This window comes from Bacillus cereus group sp. BceL220 (assembly GCF_051776965.1).
GTDB classification, from domain to species: Bacteria; Bacillota; Bacilli; order Bacillales; family Bacillaceae_G; genus Bacillus_A; species Bacillus_A cereus.
The window spans coordinates 96,021-114,764 of record NZ_JBPWBC010000013.1 but is presented as its reverse complement, the minus strand read 5'-3'; the positions used below and the strand labels follow the sequence as shown (position 1 = coordinate 114,764).

Genomic DNA, 18,744 nt, shown 5'->3' with positions numbered 1-18,744 from the left:
AATAAAGGTGTGAAAATTCACACCTTTTTCATCCCTTATTAACGGGCAGATTCGTTCAATTCATAATCAGTAGCGGAGATATCCCCTTTGATTAGAATTGAACTTTCTCCTTATTCGCTTTTAAACTCACCAATAAGCTCTTGTAATTCCTGAGAAAGCCAACTTAAAGAAGTCGCTAATTCTGCAATATCTTGTACTGATATTTCTTGCTCTTTCATGCTTTCTTCAACATTACTACTGCTGTTGGCATAAGTGTTTGCAATATGTGATAATTCATTTACGACTTGAACGATATTCTGGCTATTTTGTAAAATGTCACTCGAATTACCCGAAACAGCTTTTACTTGATCTGTAACAGATTGCGCTGATTTGGAGATTTTTTCAAAGAAATTCCCACTACTTTGAACAAGTGAAATTCCAGTTTCTACTTCTTTTGAACCTTTTTGCATTGAAACTACAGCATCTTCTGTCTCAGCTTGTGTTTCACCAATTAATTTCGCTATATCTTTAGCAGACGCTTCCGTTTGTTCTGCTAATTTTCGTACTTCATCAGCAACAACTGCAAACCCTCTCCCCGCTGCTCCAGCACGTGAAGCCTCAATAGAAGCATTTAAAGCTAATAAATTTGTTTGATTTGAAATACCTGTAATTACAGTTACGATATCACTAATTTCTTTTGACCTTGTTTCTAACGAATAAATGATGGAAGATAAATCTTGTACTGCATTTTGAATTAAACTCATTTGATTAATAATTTGTCCAATCACTTCATTACCTTCAATTGAATGTTGCTCCATACCTTCAGAAGCAACCGCAACTTGTTTCGCAGCCCCAGTTATCTCTTCTACCTTATCTTCCATTCCATGTACAATCTCTAAACATTGTTGTACTGAAGTTTTTTGAGACTGTGCCCCTACTCTTAAACCTTCAATAGAACTTGCAATCTCTTGAACTGCCATGCTGTTTTCCTCTGTACTCGCCGACAATTCTTGTGAAGAAGAAGAAACTTGCTCAGCAGTTTGCCTTACTTTATCTATAATCCCTTTAAACTTTTCAATCGTGTTATTGAAATAAACATTAATAATTCCAATATCATCTGGTCTTTCTTTTAATTTAATACTTAAGTCACCTTCACCAATTTTACGTAACCCTTCTCGTAAATCTTTTAATGGAGCTAACGAGTGACGCACGATAAAGAATTGAGTAATAGTCGCAATTGCTAATGAAATAATGATAAAGAGTAAGCCCTGTATCATAAACTTCTCTTTTGTAATAGGAACAATGGAAGCATCTAAGTCAGCCGCAATAATTGCAACAATATTATTTTCTCCATCTGTAATTGGTTCTAATATTGTCACCCACGAACCTATTTCATCTTCATATACTTCTGTCATTTGGGCCTTTTTCGTATCAATGACTTTATCGTATGCCTTCATCCAATGAGCGGGTTGTTCATAATAATCTCCCGGCTTTATAGGGAACGCTTTTGTTAACTCTGTAGTCAAACCAACGAGTTGTAATTCTCGCTTTTCATTCGGCTTTGCTCCTGTAACATACGTTTGTCCAACACTTTTCAATTCTTTTGACACTTCATCTAATTTCTCTGTTAACTTTTCTTTTTTCACTTTTTCGGCTGTAGGATCTTTCGCCATGTCTCTAACTAATTCTACATCCAATTTTTTCAATACTATTTCTCCTGTTTCAATAGACTGCCTTTCAAATAAAGACATCATACTATTTTGAAACATGTTGAAACTTAGTGCACCCATACTTCCAACAAGTGTCAAAATAACTAATACAGTTAATAAGACGTTCTTTTGAAGGAACGATAACTTATGCCAATATTTTTTCATTAATATCCACCTTCCTTAATTAACATAAACAAAAAAACAAAATATATGAATATTTTGTTTGAAAATGTTTCTCAATATGTTCGAGAATAAAAAAAAGCCAATGTAAAAGCATTGGCCAAGACCAACCCTATCCGTCCGGTAACTGGCTAGCGTAGCCTTTCGACCTTAGCTCCTGTAGTTTTGCGTCCTCATGTTTCCATCAGTTTGCCTTTCTCGCTGAACGAGTTGAACGATATGGGAGTTCTATGAGAATTAATTTATTCTCTTTCAAAGATTACAACATATAAATCAAAATGTCTACTTATTTAGAGATATAAATACAAATTTTTAATGCATTGCTTTTTCAAAATAATTTCAAAAAGTACGTGAATGTTACTTTTTTTGTGTTATATAATAAAAAATGTATAAACAACAAGGATTTCTTCGAGTATTTATTTAATTTTCATTCAAATTAAACTATTCGAATATATCTTAACTAATGAATTTCGGAGGTAGTTTATCATGTTTTGGCTACAATTTCTTACCTTGTTACTCTGTATTTTTATTGGTGCACGCCTAGGCGGAGTTGGTTTAGGAGTAATGGGTGGAGTTGGTATGGCAATACTCGTTTTTGTCTTCCACTTACAACCAACCGCGCCTCCTATCGATGTAATGCTTATGATTTTGGCAGTAATTACAGCCGCTGGTGCTTTGCAAGCTGCTGGAGGAATGGACTATCTTGTTCATCTAGCTGAAAAAGCATTGCGAAAAAATCCAAAGCGTATTACTTTTTTTGCTCCAATTGTTACTTATTTATTCACACTATGTGCAGGTACTGGTCACGTTGCCTATTCTGTACTTCCTGTTATTGCAGAAGTCTCTCGTGAATCAGGGATTAGACCGGAACGCCCAATGTCGATTGCCGTAATCGCTTCTCAGCAAGCAATTACAGCTAGTCCAATTTCAGCTGCCACAGTTGCTCTTTTAGCAATGTTAGCTGACTATAAAATCACTTTATTAGATATTTTAAAAGTGAGTATTCCTTCTACTTTCATTGCTTGTATGTTAGCAGCATTCGTTGCTAGTAAGATGGGAAAAGAATTAAATGAAGACCCTGAATACTTAAAACGATTAAAAGAAGGAATGATTCCTAAGCTTGAAGAGAAAAAAGAATTTGTAGGTGTAAAGGGCGCAAAATTATCAGTTATCCTTTTCCTTGTAGGAACCTTCCTTGTTGTACTTCTTGGTTCATTTGAAGCACTTCGTCCAGGATGGATAGTTGATGGGAAGTTAGCCCGTCTTTCCATGCCGAACACAATTGAGATGGTTATGTTAACTATCGCGGCTCTTATTATTATTTTCTGTAAACCAAATGTAGAAAGCATTGTGTCTGGTAACGTCTTTAAAGCAGGAGCAACAGCAGTTGTTGCAATTTTCGGTATCGCTTGGATGGGAGATACTTTCTTTAATGGAAACTTAAATATGATTCAAGGATCTATTCAGCATTTAGTAACAAGTGCGCCTTGGCTATTTGCCATCGCACTATTCATTCTATCTATTTTACTGTACAGCCAAGCAGCAACAGTACGTGCCTTAATGCCACTTGGACTATCCCTTGGTATTCCACCAGCGCTACTGATTGCGATGTTCCCTGCAGTAAATGGATATTTCTTCATTCCGAACTATGGAACAATCGTTGCTGCCATTAACTTTGACCGTACCGGTACAACAGGTATTGGTAAATACGTATTAAATCATAGCTTTATGATTCCAGGCTTAATTGCAACATTTACTTCTATCGGAATTGGAATGCTCTTAATTTCAATTATGTTTTAAAGAAAAAGCACAAACCTTTATTTAAAAAGGTTTGTGCTTTTTTAATCAAACGTTTGTTTAAATTTTTTGGGCAGTCTACTTCTCGATGTAGCACTTAAAATACTACATGTCCTTTTCTACAAAATTCGCTTTACTTCTTCAGCTAATTTTCTCGTACTTTCATACGTAGATTCAGCTAAACTAATTGCTGAAATAACTGAAACACCGTCCGCACCCGCTTCTATAACTGCCGCTGTATTTTCAATTGTAATCCCACCAATACCAACGATTGGCACTGTAATTCCTTGTTCTCTAAAATAAGCTAATCCTTTCGTTCCTTGAACCGCTTTCGTATCTTTTTTCGTACTCGTTGGGAAAATAGGTCCAACGCCTAAATAATCTGCTCCGTTTTCGATTGCAAAGCGTGCTTCTTCAATTGTATGAGCAGATACACCGATAATTTTATCTCCCATTTTTTCACGAACAGATGTAATTCCTTCATCATCTTGTCCTACATGAACACCATCTGCATCTAATTCAATGGCTAATTCTACATCATCATTTACAATGAAAGGAACACTATATTCCTTACAAAGCGTCTGCAATACTTTTGCAAAGCGCACTCTATCTCCTCCGATTAAAGAACCTTCCCCCTTCTCGCGAAATTGAAAAAGTGTCACTCCACCATCTAACGCTTCTTTCAATACAGCTAAAGGATCCCTCGTGCAGTTATTACTTCCCATAATAAAATACACTTGTAATAACTTAGACATCTTCTTTGTTTCAATGCGCATCATGTGTTTCATCCCCCTTACTCTAACTCCTCAATCTTTCCATACTTCTCAATATCACCAGCAGTAGTATTCGCTAACTGATTTAAAAATTCAATTTGGAAACTACCAGGTCCCTTTTCCACGGTCTTAGCAGCTGCCAGTTCCGAAGCTACACCATAAAACGTTAATGCTGCTACTGCTGCTTTTACATAATCTTTTTCTACTGCTACAAATGCTCCTATTACAGACGTTAGTAAACAACCTGTTCCCGTAACTTTCGTTAAAATAGGGTGACCGTTTCGAATAACAATAGTTCTCTCTCCATCTGTAACAACATCTTCTTTTCCAGTAATAACCGCAACTGTATTTAATTCGTCTGCTGCCTGCCTTGCAATACTTACAACATTGCCATTTCCAGTACCAGCGTCTACCCCTTTAATTTCCCATTTCTCATTAATAACGTTTGCTATTTCAGCCTCATTGCCGCGGATAATTGCTAAATCTATTTCGGCTGGAATATGTCTCGCAACTTCTGTTCGATACGAAGTTGCTCCTGCACCAACTGGATCAAATAGTACTGGCACATTGTTCGCATTTGCTGATTTACCCGCGAGTAACATCGCTTCTACTTCTTCAGGACGAAGTGTCCCCATATTTAATACTAACGCTCCAGCAATGCTAGCCATTTCTGCTACTTCTTCTTTTGCATACGCCATTACAGGCGATGCCCCAAGTGCCAACAAACCGTTAGCAGTAAAATTTGTTGCAACAACATTTGTAATATTATGAACAAGCGGATTAGATTCTCTCACCAAATCCACTACTTTACTAATTTCTTTCATATTCATCCTTTTCATCTCCTAACTATAATGATGGGAGATACACAAAAAGACACTTTGCGCGTACGCAAAGTGCCTGAACATGTGCTTTTACACTCTCCCTACGCTGGCATTATCCAACAGGTTCAAATGGTCAATGACGGACTAGTAGCCATACTCTCAGTTTGTATCCACAAACTCCCATGTGTTTCTTATTCATCTACTTCAAAGTCTACTCTTATTCTAGTAAAATAACAAGTTCTTTACTTTTCTATTTAATATAGAAGCAACTGATAAAGTGAAACTTTAATCAGTTGGGATTTTGTTCACTCCATTAAAAACAGCTCAAATATGGAGCGAAACTGAATCTCAAGAAGATGTATGCTATATTTAACTTATGGAAATTTGAAAGGATGTTTTTAATATGCCAAAAAGCGTTGTAATCGCTGAAAAACCTTCCGTTGCACGAGATATTGCTCGTGTACTGAAGTGTGATAAAAAAGGAAACGGCTATCTTGAGGGTAATAAATATATTGTAACTTGGGCTTTAGGTCATCTCGTTACATTAGCAGATCCAGAAAGTTATGATGTGAAATATAAAAAGTGGAATTTAGAAGATTTACCGATGCTACCTGAGCGTTTGAAATTAACGGTTATTAAACAAACTGGTAAACAATTTAATGCTGTAAAAAGTCAGCTACTTAGAAAAGATGTAAATGAAATTATTGTAGCAACAGACGCTGGACGTGAAGGGGAATTAGTCGCACGCTGGATTATCGATAAAGTTAAGCTAAATAAACCAATCAAACGTTTATGGATTTCTTCTGTAACCGATAAAGCAATTAAAGATGGTTTTGCAAATTTAAAACCAGGTAAAGCCTATGACAATTTATACGCTTCAGCAGTTGCGCGTTCAGAAGCTGACTGGTATATCGGTCTTAATGCAACTCGTGCTTTAACGACTCGCTTTAATGCCCAGTTAAATTGCGGCCGTGTACAAACCCCTACTGTTGCTATGATTGCTAGTCGTGAGGATGAAATAAAGAACTTCAAAGCTCAAACTTACTACGGCATCGAAGCTCAAACGATGGAGAAACTCAAACTTACTTGGCAAGATGCAAATGGCAATAGCCGTAGTTTTAATAAAGAAAAAATTGATGGTATTGTAAAAAGTTTAGATAAACAACATGCTACTGTTGTGGAAATTGATAAGAAACAGAAGAAGTCATTCTCTCCTGGTCTTTACGATTTAACTGAATTGCAACGTGATGCAAATAAAAAGTTCGGTTACTCTGCTAAAGAAACATTAAATATTATGCAGAAATTGTATGAACAGCATAAAGTGCTAACGTACCCTCGTACAGATTCACGCTACATTTCATCTGATATCGTTGGAACACTTCCAGAACGTCTAAAAGCATGTGGTGTTGGAGAATACCGTCCCTTCGCACATAAAGTATTACAAAAGCCTATCAAACCTAACAAATCATTTGTTGATGATAGTAAAGTAAGCGATCATCATGCGATTATTCCAACAGAAGGATACGTTAACTTCTCAGCATTCACAGATAAAGAACGCAAAATTTATGATTTAGTTGTAAAACGTTTCTTAGCTGTTTTATTCCCAGCATTCGAATACGAGCAACTAACATTACGTACCAAAGTTGGTAGTGAAACGTTCATTGCACGCGGAAAAACGATTTTACATGCTGGTTGGAAGGAAGTATACGAAAATCGATTTGAAGACGATGATGTAACTGATGACGTAAAAGAGCAGCTTCTGCCTCACATTGAAAAGGGCGATACATTAACTGTAAAGTTACTTATGCAAACATCAGGCCAAACGAAAGCACCTGCACGCTTTAATGAAGCAACTTTACTTTCAGCAATGGAGAATCCTACAAAATATATGGATACGCAAAATAAACAACTCGCTGATACATTAAAATCGACTGGTGGATTAGGTACTGTAGCAACGCGTGCTGATATTATCGACAAGCTATTCAATTCGTTCTTAATTGAAAAACGTGGCAAAGATATTCATATTACTTCAAAAGGCCGTCAGTTACTTGATTTAGCACCAGAAGAGTTAAAATCCCCTACACTAACTGGTGAATGGGAACAAAAACTTGAGGCTATCGCAAAAGGTAAGCTGAAAAAAGAAGTATTCATTTCTGAAATGAAGAACTATACGAAAGAAATTGTTTCTGAAATTAAATCGAGTGATAAAAAATATAAACATGACAACATTTCAACGAAGTCTTGTCCAGACTGCGGTAAACCAATGCTAGAAGTAAACGGCAAAAAGGGAAAAATGCTCGTATGCCAAGATCGTGAATGTGGTCATCGTAAAAATGTATCTCGTACAACAAATGCTCGCTGTCCACAATGTAAGAAGAAACTAGAATTACGTGGTGAAGGTGCAGGCCAAATTTTCGCATGTAAATGTGGCTATCGTGAGAAATTATCAACATTCCAAGAGCGACGTAAAAAAGAATCTGGAAACAAAGCCGATAAACGCGACGTTCAAAAATATATGAAACAACAGAAAAAAGAAGAAGAACCATTAAATAACCCATTCGCAGAAGCATTAAAAAAATTAAAATTTGATTAAACAAAAAGGTTCCTACCTCTATCGGTAGGAACCTTTTATTTTAGTGAATGATTTTACTTCCTTTTGCATTCTCAACAAATTTTTCACTTGATTTGTTAATTGGTGTTTTCAGTAATAACGCAGCAACAATCATAACTACTACGAAAGCACTTAACACAAGTAAATCTCGCGTTACGATATCCCAAAGCATTCCGCCAACTGTTTCACGAATTGCGCTAATTGCGTATGTGAATGGTAAGAACGGATAAATCGCTTGGAAGAACGCTGGTGTCATTTGGATTGGGAATGTTCCGCCCGATCCTGCTACTTGTAGTACAAGTAAAATGATCGCCATCGATTTCCCAACGTTTCCGAAAATAGAAACGAGTGAGTATACAATACAAACGAAGACTCCACCAATAAATAAACTAAATAACACAAACCAGAACTTATCGACTACGTACGTACCGAGTAAGAATATATCTCCCATCGATACGATAAACGCTTGTGAAAGACCTATCGTTAAGAATGTTAATAAACGTCCGAAGTAAATTTCATGGCTCTTATAATTCGCGCCCTCTTCGTGTACTTCTACCGTTAATAATGAAACCATTAATAATGCGCCTACCCATAATGCAAGCACTGTATAGAATGGTGACATCGCTGAACCGTAGTTCGGCATCGCAAATAATTTATTCTCTTTTAAATTGACTGGATTCGCAAAGTAATCACTTTGCTTTTCAACATCGTTTTTCAATAAGCGTATGATGTCTTTTATATCTTCTTCAGATTCAAAATCACGAATTTTATTTGCTAAGTCTTTAATCTTTTTCTCAGTCTCCGGCATTTCAGCTTTAATGTCTACTAATTTCTTTCTACCGTCTACTAAGCCTTTTGATGAATCTTCTAGTAATTTTTTAACATCTGGAAGCTTTTTGTCTGCATCATTTAAAATTTGAGTTGTATTTTTCGACATCTCTTTTGTACGAGCAATTGCTGTATTGAAATTAGGTACAATTTCTGAATCATACGTCGATAATACATCTGTTAATTGAGCTGATCCGCCCTTCGCAGCGTTGTTAATACTTTCAATTACATCTTTTGTAGGTTTCTGGCCATTGTTAAGAAGTGTAATTCCCTTATTCGTTGCCTCTACACCTTTTTGTAAGCTGCTTTTCGCTTTGTTTAATTTTGCGATTCCATTATTAAGGTTTTTATCACTATTTACATCCGCTAAAACCTTATTTGTACTTTCTAGAACTGGAATCATATCATCAATTAAACCGATTCCAGATTGGAATTGACCATTTAAGCTATTTAAAGCTACTTTCGTTGAATCTAAACCGTTAATACCTCTATTTTGTACATCTTCTTTTGCTTTCTGTAAATCTGCTTTTGCACCTTCAAGGCTATTTTTTGCTTTATCATAATCTGCTTTTGCATTATCATATATTTGATTCGCATCAGCTTTAGCTTGATCTACCGCGCTAACTGCCTTTTTATAATCAGCTACAAACGTTTCATTGTAATCTTTTTCAGCTCGATCGATTAAAGCATTTGTTTCATTTAATTTCTGATTAATTCCATCACGCACATCTTGTTTAACTTCCTGACCTGTGCTAATTAAATCGTTTAAACGTTTAAAACGATTATTTAAATCTTGTTGTCCATTCTTAATATCCGTTAAATGCTCTTTTCTTGTTTTAAAGAAATTTTGTCCAAACTCAGTTTGAGCCCCTTGCTCTAAACGAGCCATAACATCAATTACATAAGAAAGATTGTCAATATGCGTTTGAAGATTATTAGATATAGTCGAAATATTTTTCTTAGCTATCTCTGGATCAACGCTTCCATTTTGCAATCCATCCATAACACTTTGTGCATAAGCTGTTCCTGCACGTGATGAGCTTAGAACATTATTTACTGTTTGATTAATATTTTGTGCTATCCCTTTATACCCATCACTATTCAACTTAGAAAGATCCGGTCTCGCTGGGAATTCAGGTAATCCATTCATTCCAGACAAGTCAGGAATATTTAGTTCTACACCTGGATTCATTAAAAAGTCAGTAAATGCAGCTGCACTATCCATAACGCCTTTTGCTGCTACTAAATCATTTCTGATCGTTCCTGGAGCGTTTTTTAATGTTTGATCTTGTCTTGCAAAGAACTTATCTAAATTCGCCAACGCTTCCTGCCCATCATTTATTACACTCTCTACAACAGGTAAATCTTTCTGCGCTACTTTTACAACATCTTCTGCTCGAGTTGCATCATCTAATGCCTTATCCATGAGTGTATTCATTTCTGGGAACTGCGCTTCTAACTTAAATACAAGATCTTTTACTTTTTCGATACTTGGTAAGTTTGTTTCTAAATCGATTCCAAGATCATTGAAAATTTTAAAAATCTCACCGTTTGCTGTTTTTACAAAGTTTTTACTAATTTCTTCTGTAATACCTGATGCACCTTTTGCTGTAATCTTCGGTGCAATCGCGTTTACTTTTTCATTCACATAGTAATCCAGTTCTGGTTTTTTAGGATTTTCATCCAGAACAGTTGCAATTTTTTCAGAGAAGTCTTTTGGAATCGTAATACTTGCATAATAATCCCCACGCTCAACTCCGTAAATCGCTTGTTTTTCATCTACAAATTTCCAGCCAAGATTTTTGTTTTTCTTAAGGGAGTCTACAATCTCTTTCCCGATATTAATATCTTTCCCTCTTAAATTAGAACCTGCATCTTGGTTAGAAACTGCAATGGGAACCTCTTTTGTATTTCCATACGGATCCCAAGAAGCTTTAATGTTAAACCATGCATATAACGATGGTAAAATCATTAATCCTAAAACAATAACAATTGCAGCCCAATGTTTGGCTACATTCCGTAAATCTGTCTTATAAATACGCCAAATCTGTTTCATAGAAGTTATCACCTAATTATATATTTTTCCTTCTTTAGAAAATGATACATGCATTTTGCAATTATATCACTTTCTACATCGTGTATTAACCAAAAACGTACTATTTTTTCCCATTAACTTTCACTTACTTTATTATATAACGAAGTGAGTCAAAGTATGAATACAAAATGACCAAATCGGTTTTACATTCAATAATAACAAATATATATGAAATGTCATAAAAAATACAAGTATTTTCTCTTGGAAATACTTGTATTCCTAAAAAAAATCCTCACAGCTTTTATTCTCTGTGAGGATTTCTTCTATTATATATCCAATTGAACCTCTACACCGAAATGATCTGAAATTACATTTCTGTTTGTACCATTAAAAATAACTTTTGAAGAATGAACCTTTTTACTTTGGTTACACAATATTAGATCGATTCGCAAATTATGTTTATTTTCATCCCAACCAGCAATCTCGCCTTGGACAGTCGTTCCTTCATCCTTCTCTATTGCTAATTCATATGTGTCATACAACCCTTTTTGCATCATATACTCATAACCTTCGCCTTCCAAGCGAGCATTGTTATTAAAATCCCCCATTAAGAAGGCGAGCTTATTACTATCTACACGCTCCATCAAACGATCAACTTGACCTTTGAATGACTCTTCTTCATCATTCCACCAACCGAGATGGCAAGAGTAAAACGTTATATCTTTACCATTATAAGCAATTGTTGTACTTACAATTTTACGCGTTTTCCAATACGTTGTATCCTCGTTTTCTGAAATAAAGAACGTATCTTCTTTTATAATATTATGCTTCGTTATAATCGCTAATCCTTCTTCGTACACGTCATAACCAATATGAGAGAAATCCCAAGTAATATTGTAATCTTTTACATATAGCGCTTTTAACTCTTCTAATAGTAAAAGTCCAAAATTATCTTTTTTCTTGTTACCGCATACATTTTCAGCTTGTATGGACTGACTTACTTCTTGCAATGCGATGACATCGTACTCTTCTTCTTGAATTACTTTAGCAAGATATTTTATCTTTTCTATTTGATTCTCTTCTTGCCAAGAATGACAGTTTAAAGTTAGCAATTTCATATTATTACGCACCTAACATATCTTGAATGTCTGACTTTAATACGTCAGCTTTCGGACCATATACCGCTTGTACACCTTTATCTTTTACAATAAGCCCTAAAGCACCATTTTGTTTCCACTGTGCTTCTGGTGCAACAACATCTAAGTCTTTTACTGTTACACGTAAGCGTGTCATACAAGCATCTACGTCAGCAATATTTTCTTTTCCACCTAATAAATCGATAACTTTTGTTGCTAATGAACCGTCTTGTACATTTCCTGTTCCTTCTGATGCCTCATCTTCATTATCAATATAGTTACCTGCACGCCCTGGTGTTGGTAAATTGAATTTTTTAATTAAGAAATTAAATAGTGTAAAGTTAAGACCGAAGAACACTAATGAAACAATAACAAAGTTGATTAAGTCTCTTGTTAAACCTGCGTTAACCATCATTGGTGTACGAGTAATTAACTCAATAAATCCGAATGCATGAACACGTAAGTTAATTAAATCAGCTAGTGCGAATGCAAGTCCTGTTGTAATAGCATATACAACATATAATACTGGAGCAATAAACATGAACATGAATTCAATTGGTTCTGTTACACCTGTTAAGAATACTGCTAATGCTGCTGATAAAAACATTGGTTTATATTTTGCACGCTTTTCTTTATCAACGTTACGGAACATCGCAAATGCAATCCCCATTAACGCTGCTGTTGAGCCGATAACTTGTCCAGCTTTGAAACGAGCTGGTACAACGTTATTTAATAAATCGTTATATGCCTTCGTATCTCCATTTGCTAATAAATTATTTAAATCTGTAATCCATGCAAGCCATAATGGATCTTGTCCTGCTACAACTTGTCCAACTTTTGAACCAGTTAGCATCGTATATGTTCCGCCTAGCTCTGTATAGTTCATCGGAATCGTTAACATATGGTGTAAACCAAATGGTAATAATAAACGCTCTAACGTTCCATATACAAACGGTGCAACAACTGGTGCACTATCTTTTGAAGCTGCAATCCAGCGACCAAATTCATTTAACCCACTTTGGATGAATGGCCATAGAAATGATAATACAATCGCAGTAACTGTAGACCAAAGAATTACAACGAATGGTACAAATCGTTTTCCATTAAAGAATGCTAATGCCTGTGGCAATTTATTATAGTTATAATATTTGTTATATAGATTAGCTCCTAAGAAACCTGTGATAATCCCCACGAAAACTCCCATGTTTAATGCTGGTGCACCAAGTACAGAAGTAAAGTAATCTTTTACAAGTAAATCTCCTGCTATTACTGAAGAAACTGTCGCTTTTGAATCCGCTAACATTTGAGCGTTTACGCCAAATATAGCTCCTGTAATTCGGTTTGTTAAGACGAATGCTAATAGCGCTGCAAATGCACCACCTGCACGATCCTTCGCCCAAGATCCCCCAATTGCTACTGCGAATAAGATGTGTAGATTTGTAATGATTGCCCAACCGATGTCTTCCATTACGCGAGCGATTGTATGAACTGCGTTAACATCCCCAGCAGACATACCAATTAACTTACCGATGGAAATCATTAAACCAGCTGCTGGCATTACGGCTACAACAACTAATAACGCTTTCCCGAACTTTTGCCAAAAATCAAAAGAAGTAATTTTCATCTGTTCTTCCTCCCCTTTATTTATAACAACATAATGATTTAAATTATAATTTCTGTTCCCTTTATGAAAACGATTCCTTATGTTACTTTATTTTTATCTTTACGCAACCGTTTTCATAAATCTATTTTAATAAAAGCGTTTTCACTTTGCAATAGAAATTTATTTTTTTTCATAAAAAAAGATGCTCAAAGAGCATCCTTTTTTATTATGAAATGCGATAAACCCTTGTTTCATAAGGTTTTAAAGCAATTGTTGTTACTTCTTCATGTTCTGCAACTTCATAGTTATTTAAAAGCAAACGTTTGCGTTCTAGTGCAAATGAACCCTCATTATACACAGCTTCCTCTTTTGAGATATTACTAATTACAATGACTTTTTCATCCTGTAACGTACGTGTATATGCATAAATTTGTGGATCGTCTTCTAAAAGTAAATCGTACGTACCATAGTTCAGTACATCGTGCTCTTTTTTCAGGGCAATCATTTTCTTATAGAAATTGAAAATAGACTTTTCTTCATTTTTTTGCTTCTCAACATTAATTTCTTTGTAATTTGGATTCATGCTAAACCAAGGTGTACTTGTTGTGAAACCAGCATTCATCTCATCATTCCACTGCATAGGTGTACGTGAATTATCGCGGCAAGAAGCCCATACAATCTCCATCATATCTTGATGTGGTACGCCCTCTGCAATTTTCTCGCGATATAAATTTTTAATTGCTACATCATCGTAATCTTCAATATTTGGTAACTGAACATTTGTCATACCAATTTCTTGTCCTTGATAAATAAACGGTGTACCGTGCATAAAGAAATACATCGCTCCTAGAGCTGTTGCACTTTCACGCCAATATTGTTTGTCATCTCCCCATGTTGAAACGATACGTGGTTTATCGTGATTCTCAATATATAAAGCGTTCCATCCTTTATTTTCTAATCCTTTTTGCCATTTCGTTAATACTTTTTTCAATCCTACAACATCAAGGTCTTTCTTCTTCTCTGCATCCCATAAACTTAAATGTTCAAACTGGAATACCATATTGAACTTACCTTGCTCTTCTCCAACCCAAAGCTCAGCATCTTCAATCTTAACGCCATTTGCTTCACCAACAGTCATAATATCGTACTTAGAGAATGTATTTTCTTTTAGCTCTTCTAATAAAGGTTGAATACCTTTCACATTCATATGTTTATCAAAAGATGGCACATATTTTAACTCTTTTGGATTTGGCATATCCTTAAGGCCTTCTTCTTTTTTTATATGACTGATCGCATCAACGCGGAAACCATCAATACCTTTATCAAGCCACCAATTAACCGTATCATATAGTACTTCACGAACTTCTTTATTCTCCCAGTTCAAATCTGGTTGTTTACGTGAGAATAGATGTAAATAATATTGTTCTGTTTCTTCATCATATTCCCATGCCGAACCATTAAAAATACTTTCCCAGTTGTTTGGCTCCGCACCATCTTTACCATCATGCCAAATATACCAATCACGCTTCGGATTATCTTTAGATGAACGTGATTCAATAAACCATGGATGTTCATCACTCGTATGATTAATAACTAAATCAATAATAAGCTTCATATCACGCTTATGAACTTCATCTAGTAAAGCATCAAAGTCTGCCATTGTACCAAACTCATCCATAATATCTTGATAATCACTAATATCATAACCATTATCATCATTAGGCGACTTATACATTGGACAAATCCAAATTACATCTATACCTAAGTCTTTTAAATAATCCAGTTTTGCAATAATACCTTGTAAATCTCCAATACCATCACCATTTGAATCCATAAAGCTTCGTGGATAAATTTGATAAGCAACTGCTTCTTTCCACCATGTCTTATTCATAGTCCTTCTCTCCTTTTGCATCCCATCAGAATTTTATGCAAACGTTTTCGTAACACTATCATAACAAAATATGAACAGTTTGCAACTGTTTTCATTGAACTCTATGTAGATTCTTTATTCTTATGCTTTATTTATTTCTCACAAAGGTAAATCTCATTCTCCACCTCTCCTTGTCCACGCGTATTACAGACATTTTTCATATATTAATAAAAAGCTCTGATTATTTTGGAAAGGAGTAAGAAATTGAAGCAAACAAAATTAACAGGTCGTATCGTTGTTCCCACAGATCCTGACTACGACGTAGCCCGAATGAATTTAAATTTAAGTATTCCAAAACTCCCTTGTATTATTGTTTTTTGTCAAAATAACAAGGATGTATGTAACGCCTTAAAATGGGCACGTGAACGTCATATACCATTTCGGTTAAGAAGTGGACGTCATAGCTATGAAAATTTCTCTCTTTTAAATAGAGGACTTATTATTGATGTGAGTGAAATGCATCGCATTACTGTTAATACAGAGAAATTAACAGCAACAATTGAGGCTGGTGCAAATCTTGGCACTGTTTATAAAGAACTTTGGAATTACGGTGTTACAATTCCTGCTGGTACAAGTGCAAGCGTTGGAATTGTTGGATTAGCACTTGGCGGTGGTATTGGTATGCTTTCACGCTTATTTGGATTAACATGTGATCAATTAATGGAAGTGGAAATGGTACAAGCGTGTGGAAAATTTGGTGCCAAACTCATTCGTGCAAATGAACAAGAAAACTCTAACCTTTTTTGGGCATGCCGTGGTGGCGGTGGTGGAAACTTCGGAATTATCACTTCCTTAACTTTTCGAGTCCACCCCGTAAAAAATGTATCAATTTTCTCAATTACATGGGAATGGGAAGACTTTATTGCTGCATTTCAAGCGTGGCAAAACTGGGCACCTTATATAGATGAACGTCTCACTTCATCGATCGAATTATTCGCCAAGCAACGAAATAAAATCGAAGCACAAGGCGAGTTTGTCGGTTCTCCCTCTGAACTCCATTCCCTATTATCCCCTCTTCTTGAAACTGGTAGCCCCTCTCTCTTTATAGAAGAAGTTCCTTATATAAAGGCTGTTGAATTTTTTAATGGCGGTAACATCCCTGAAAATTTCAAGCGCTCTGGTTCCTATGTCTATAAACCTATTTCCCTTAAAGGCATTCAAATCATGCAATCCTTTCTTTCTCATGCACCAAATAAAGATGCTAGTATTTGGCATCAATCGCTCATAGGTGCTGTTGAAAATATTTCGCCGAATGAAACGGCTTATTTTCATCGTAAAGCAATTATTGCTCAAGAATACATTACCTCTTGGAAATGCGATGATGAAGAAAATCGAAATATACGCTGGGTTAAAGGTTTACGAGAAAGCTTAGATCCTTATACACTAGGTGACTATGTGAACTGGCCCGATATCGACATTAAAAATTGGCAAACTAGTTATTATGGCTCTAACTTTCACAGATTACGTAAAGTAAAAACCATGTATGATCCTTGTGATGTTTTTCATTTCCAACAAAGTATTCCTCCTTTTCATACGTGAAAAAAGGGGATAACATAAAAAAATCATCCAATATACCGTTACCTCGCAGTATGTTGGATGATTCAAGTTGATTTTCTATATCGTTTCAAATTCTTGCTCCTACTCATAAACTTTTACTTACAGATTAATTGTATTTCGTATTATTTTCATGCAATGAATGTAATTTAATATTTGGTACTTTATCTTGTTCAATACCTCTATTATAAGAAACAGGAACTTGAAATTCAAATTGCTTTGTCTCATGTTTTTGTAAATAGACTGGTTTCGGTACTGGATAGCTTTTTGAATTCTCGTTTGCATTATCATATAAAACAACTTTTAATGCTTGTGAATGATTACGATAATTTTTTAAAGTAACAATGCACTTCGGTTGGATATTCTCTCCATTTTTCTCCATTCTACACTGGCTATCTTCTTTTTTATATTCTATTGCTTCTACCCCTGTTTTTCCTGCGTAATACCATGTTTTATTCAATGTCTGGAGGATTGTATTTAAAATAAACGGCATCATTACAATCAAAATACTAATGCCTACTACTTTTATCTTATTCATTTTTCTAAATGCACTAGACTCCTTTTTTCCTAGCCATTTTAAAAATAATATAAATGCAAGTACATGTAGTATGAAAGAAACAATCAATATATTTGAGACTTTATAATCCATATAAACATACGTATGTATCGGAACCTTATAGACATTGAATAGTTTTTCCCCAATTAATTCATTATCATTTGGAATTTTTAATAATAACAAAACCCCTATACTGTAACAAATAGCTACTAATCGATCATACTCAATACGAATCATTCTTTCTCCCCTTCACTTTGTTTTTTATTATCGATTTTAGCTATTATTACCATACTATACAATCTTTTTATAGAGGATAACGTAAAAAAGTTCCTTATAAATATATAAAGAACCTTATTAATATACATTATGAATTAAAAAATCAATATACAATTTTCACATAGAGATTTCTTCAAAATATGTTGGATTGTGTATTGTAATTTTTTTATCTAAAATTGTAACAATGCTATCATTTTTTAATTGTTTTAATACGCTGCTAACTGTCTCTCGAGATGTTCCAGATATTTTGGATATTTCAATTGTTGTAAGTGGACATGAAATTACAATCTTTTCCCCACTCTGTTCTCCTAAATCCTGCATTAAATAATTTAACGTTTGGATAACACGATCTTGTGCATTAGGAATTGTAATATTTTGCACTCGATTTTCATTCAATTTTAATATAGATGATAATTGCTGAACAACGTACATCAATTGCGTTCTGCTCGATTTTACCATATCTTCAAAGATTACCGTTGGAATATAATATACCTCCACATCCGTCATTGCTTCTGCTGTATAGTTATATCCTCTGTCTGTAAACATACCACCATAAGGAAAAATAGAATACCGCTTTACATAGTCATCGTATAATAAGTTCCCATTTTGATTAACCCGCTCTAACTTTACAAAACCATCTAACATGAAGTAAATTCTTTCCCTTGAATCCCCTTCTAAAAATAAAAATTGACCTTTTTTATAAGTTCGCCAATAAACAAACTCTGTTAAGCCTTTCAATTTTTTTTCTGTTAAATGAGCAAATAATTCGAACTGCTTTAAGTCTTTCACTACGTTCCGTCTATTCATAAAATTCCCTCTCTCTTGCTGTATGTTGGAGCGAAAAATCAAGAAAGCGTATTCAATTTGAATTTTATCATAATTAACTTATATATTCAGATTTCATCATGAAAACTTTATGAACAATGAGTACAAAAAATATTAATAAATAAAAAGAA

12 protein-coding genes and 2 riboswitches are annotated in these 18,744 nt (G+C 34.9%); of the genes, 3 read left to right on the top strand and 9 right to left on the bottom strand.

What is annotated here, in order from left to right; translation table 11 throughout:
- Positions 1–110 precede the first annotated feature (110 nt).
- Positions 111–1,853 carry a methyl-accepting chemotaxis protein gene (locus ACS2FK_RS24905; RefSeq protein WP_063546332.1) on the bottom strand — a complete coding sequence of 581 codons (1,743 nt, stop codon included), beginning with the start codon at positions 1,851–1,853 and terminating at the stop codon, positions 111–113.
- A gap of 134 nt (positions 1,854–1,987) precedes the next feature.
- Positions 1,988–2,072: riboswitch (cyclic di-GMP riboswitch) on the bottom strand.
- 282 nt (positions 2,073–2,354) lie between these two features.
- On the opposite strand from ACS2FK_RS24905, the gene ACS2FK_RS24900 reads away from it, so the two are divergent.
- A complete protein-coding gene (locus tag ACS2FK_RS24900; protein WP_000498704.1) occupies positions 2,355–3,668 on the top strand; it encodes an anaerobic C4-dicarboxylate transporter family protein in 1,314 nt (437 codons plus the stop codon).
- A gap of 116 nt (positions 3,669–3,784) precedes the next feature.
- Here ACS2FK_RS24900 and thiE read toward each other — a convergent pair whose 3' ends face one another.
- Both thiE and thiM read right to left on the bottom strand, forming a co-directional pair.
- Positions 3,785–4,444, bottom strand: coding sequence for a thiamine phosphate synthase (gene thiE / locus ACS2FK_RS24895; RefSeq protein ID WP_063546330.1), 660 nt, complete (start codon positions 4,442–4,444; stop codon positions 3,785–3,787).
- A 14-nt stretch (positions 4,445–4,458) separates the two neighbouring features.
- Positions 4,459–5,268 (bottom strand): hydroxyethylthiazole kinase, encoded by an 810-nt coding sequence (thiM, locus tag ACS2FK_RS24890; RefSeq protein ID WP_063546329.1) that lies wholly within the window; start codon positions 5,266–5,268, stop codon positions 4,459–4,461.
- Between the two features lie 72 nt (positions 5,269–5,340).
- A riboswitch (TPP riboswitch) is annotated at positions 5,341–5,453 on the bottom strand.
- Between the two features lie 209 nt (positions 5,454–5,662).
- On the opposite strand from thiM, the gene topB reads away from it, so the two are divergent.
- The gene (gene topB / locus ACS2FK_RS24885) at positions 5,663–7,852 is read left to right on the top strand and encodes a DNA topoisomerase III (protein WP_063546327.1); all 2,190 of its coding nucleotides are present in this window, start codon (positions 5,663–5,665) and stop codon (positions 7,850–7,852) included.
- 40 nt (positions 7,853–7,892) lie between these two features.
- Here topB and ACS2FK_RS24880 read toward each other — a convergent pair whose 3' ends face one another.
- From ACS2FK_RS24880 to ACS2FK_RS24865, 4 genes are all read right to left on the bottom strand, one after another.
- Positions 7,893–10,754, bottom strand: a complete 2,862-nt coding sequence (locus ACS2FK_RS24880; RefSeq protein WP_000810079.1) for a YhgE/Pip domain-containing protein — start codon at positions 10,752–10,754, stop codon at positions 7,893–7,895.
- A 305-nt stretch (positions 10,755–11,059) separates the two neighbouring features.
- A complete protein-coding gene (locus ACS2FK_RS24875) occupies positions 11,060–11,851 on the bottom strand; it encodes an endonuclease/exonuclease/phosphatase family protein (RefSeq protein ID WP_000771978.1) in 792 nt (263 codons plus the stop codon).
- A 4-nt stretch (positions 11,852–11,855) separates the two neighbouring features.
- Complete coding sequence (locus tag ACS2FK_RS24870; protein ID WP_000705566.1) at positions 11,856–13,493, bottom strand: PTS transporter subunit IIBC; 1,638 nt, start codon at positions 13,491–13,493, stop codon at positions 11,856–11,858.
- A 205-nt stretch (positions 13,494–13,698) separates the two neighbouring features.
- On the bottom strand, positions 13,699–15,363 hold the full coding sequence (locus ACS2FK_RS24865) for a glycoside hydrolase family 13 protein (RefSeq protein ID WP_001044706.1): 1,665 nt from the start codon (positions 15,361–15,363) through the stop codon (positions 13,699–13,701).
- Between the two features lie 243 nt (positions 15,364–15,606).
- On the opposite strand from ACS2FK_RS24865, the gene ACS2FK_RS24860 reads away from it, so the two are divergent.
- Positions 15,607–16,941: an FAD-dependent oxidoreductase gene (locus ACS2FK_RS24860; RefSeq protein ID WP_000814894.1), complete on the top strand. Its 1,335-nt coding sequence runs from the start codon at positions 15,607–15,609 to the stop codon at positions 16,939–16,941.
- Positions 16,942–17,065: 124 nt separating this feature from the next.
- Here ACS2FK_RS24860 and ACS2FK_RS24855 read toward each other — a convergent pair whose 3' ends face one another.
- Positions 17,066–17,749, bottom strand: a complete 684-nt coding sequence (locus ACS2FK_RS24855) for a hypothetical protein (RefSeq protein ID WP_000619195.1) — start codon at positions 17,747–17,749, stop codon at positions 17,066–17,068.
- Positions 17,750–17,905: 156 nt separating this feature from the next.
- Positions 17,906–18,595 carry a Crp/Fnr family transcriptional regulator gene (locus tag ACS2FK_RS24850; protein WP_001081906.1) on the bottom strand — a complete coding sequence of 230 codons (690 nt, stop codon included), beginning with the start codon at positions 18,593–18,595 and terminating at the stop codon, positions 17,906–17,908.
- Positions 18,596–18,744 lie beyond the last annotated feature (149 nt).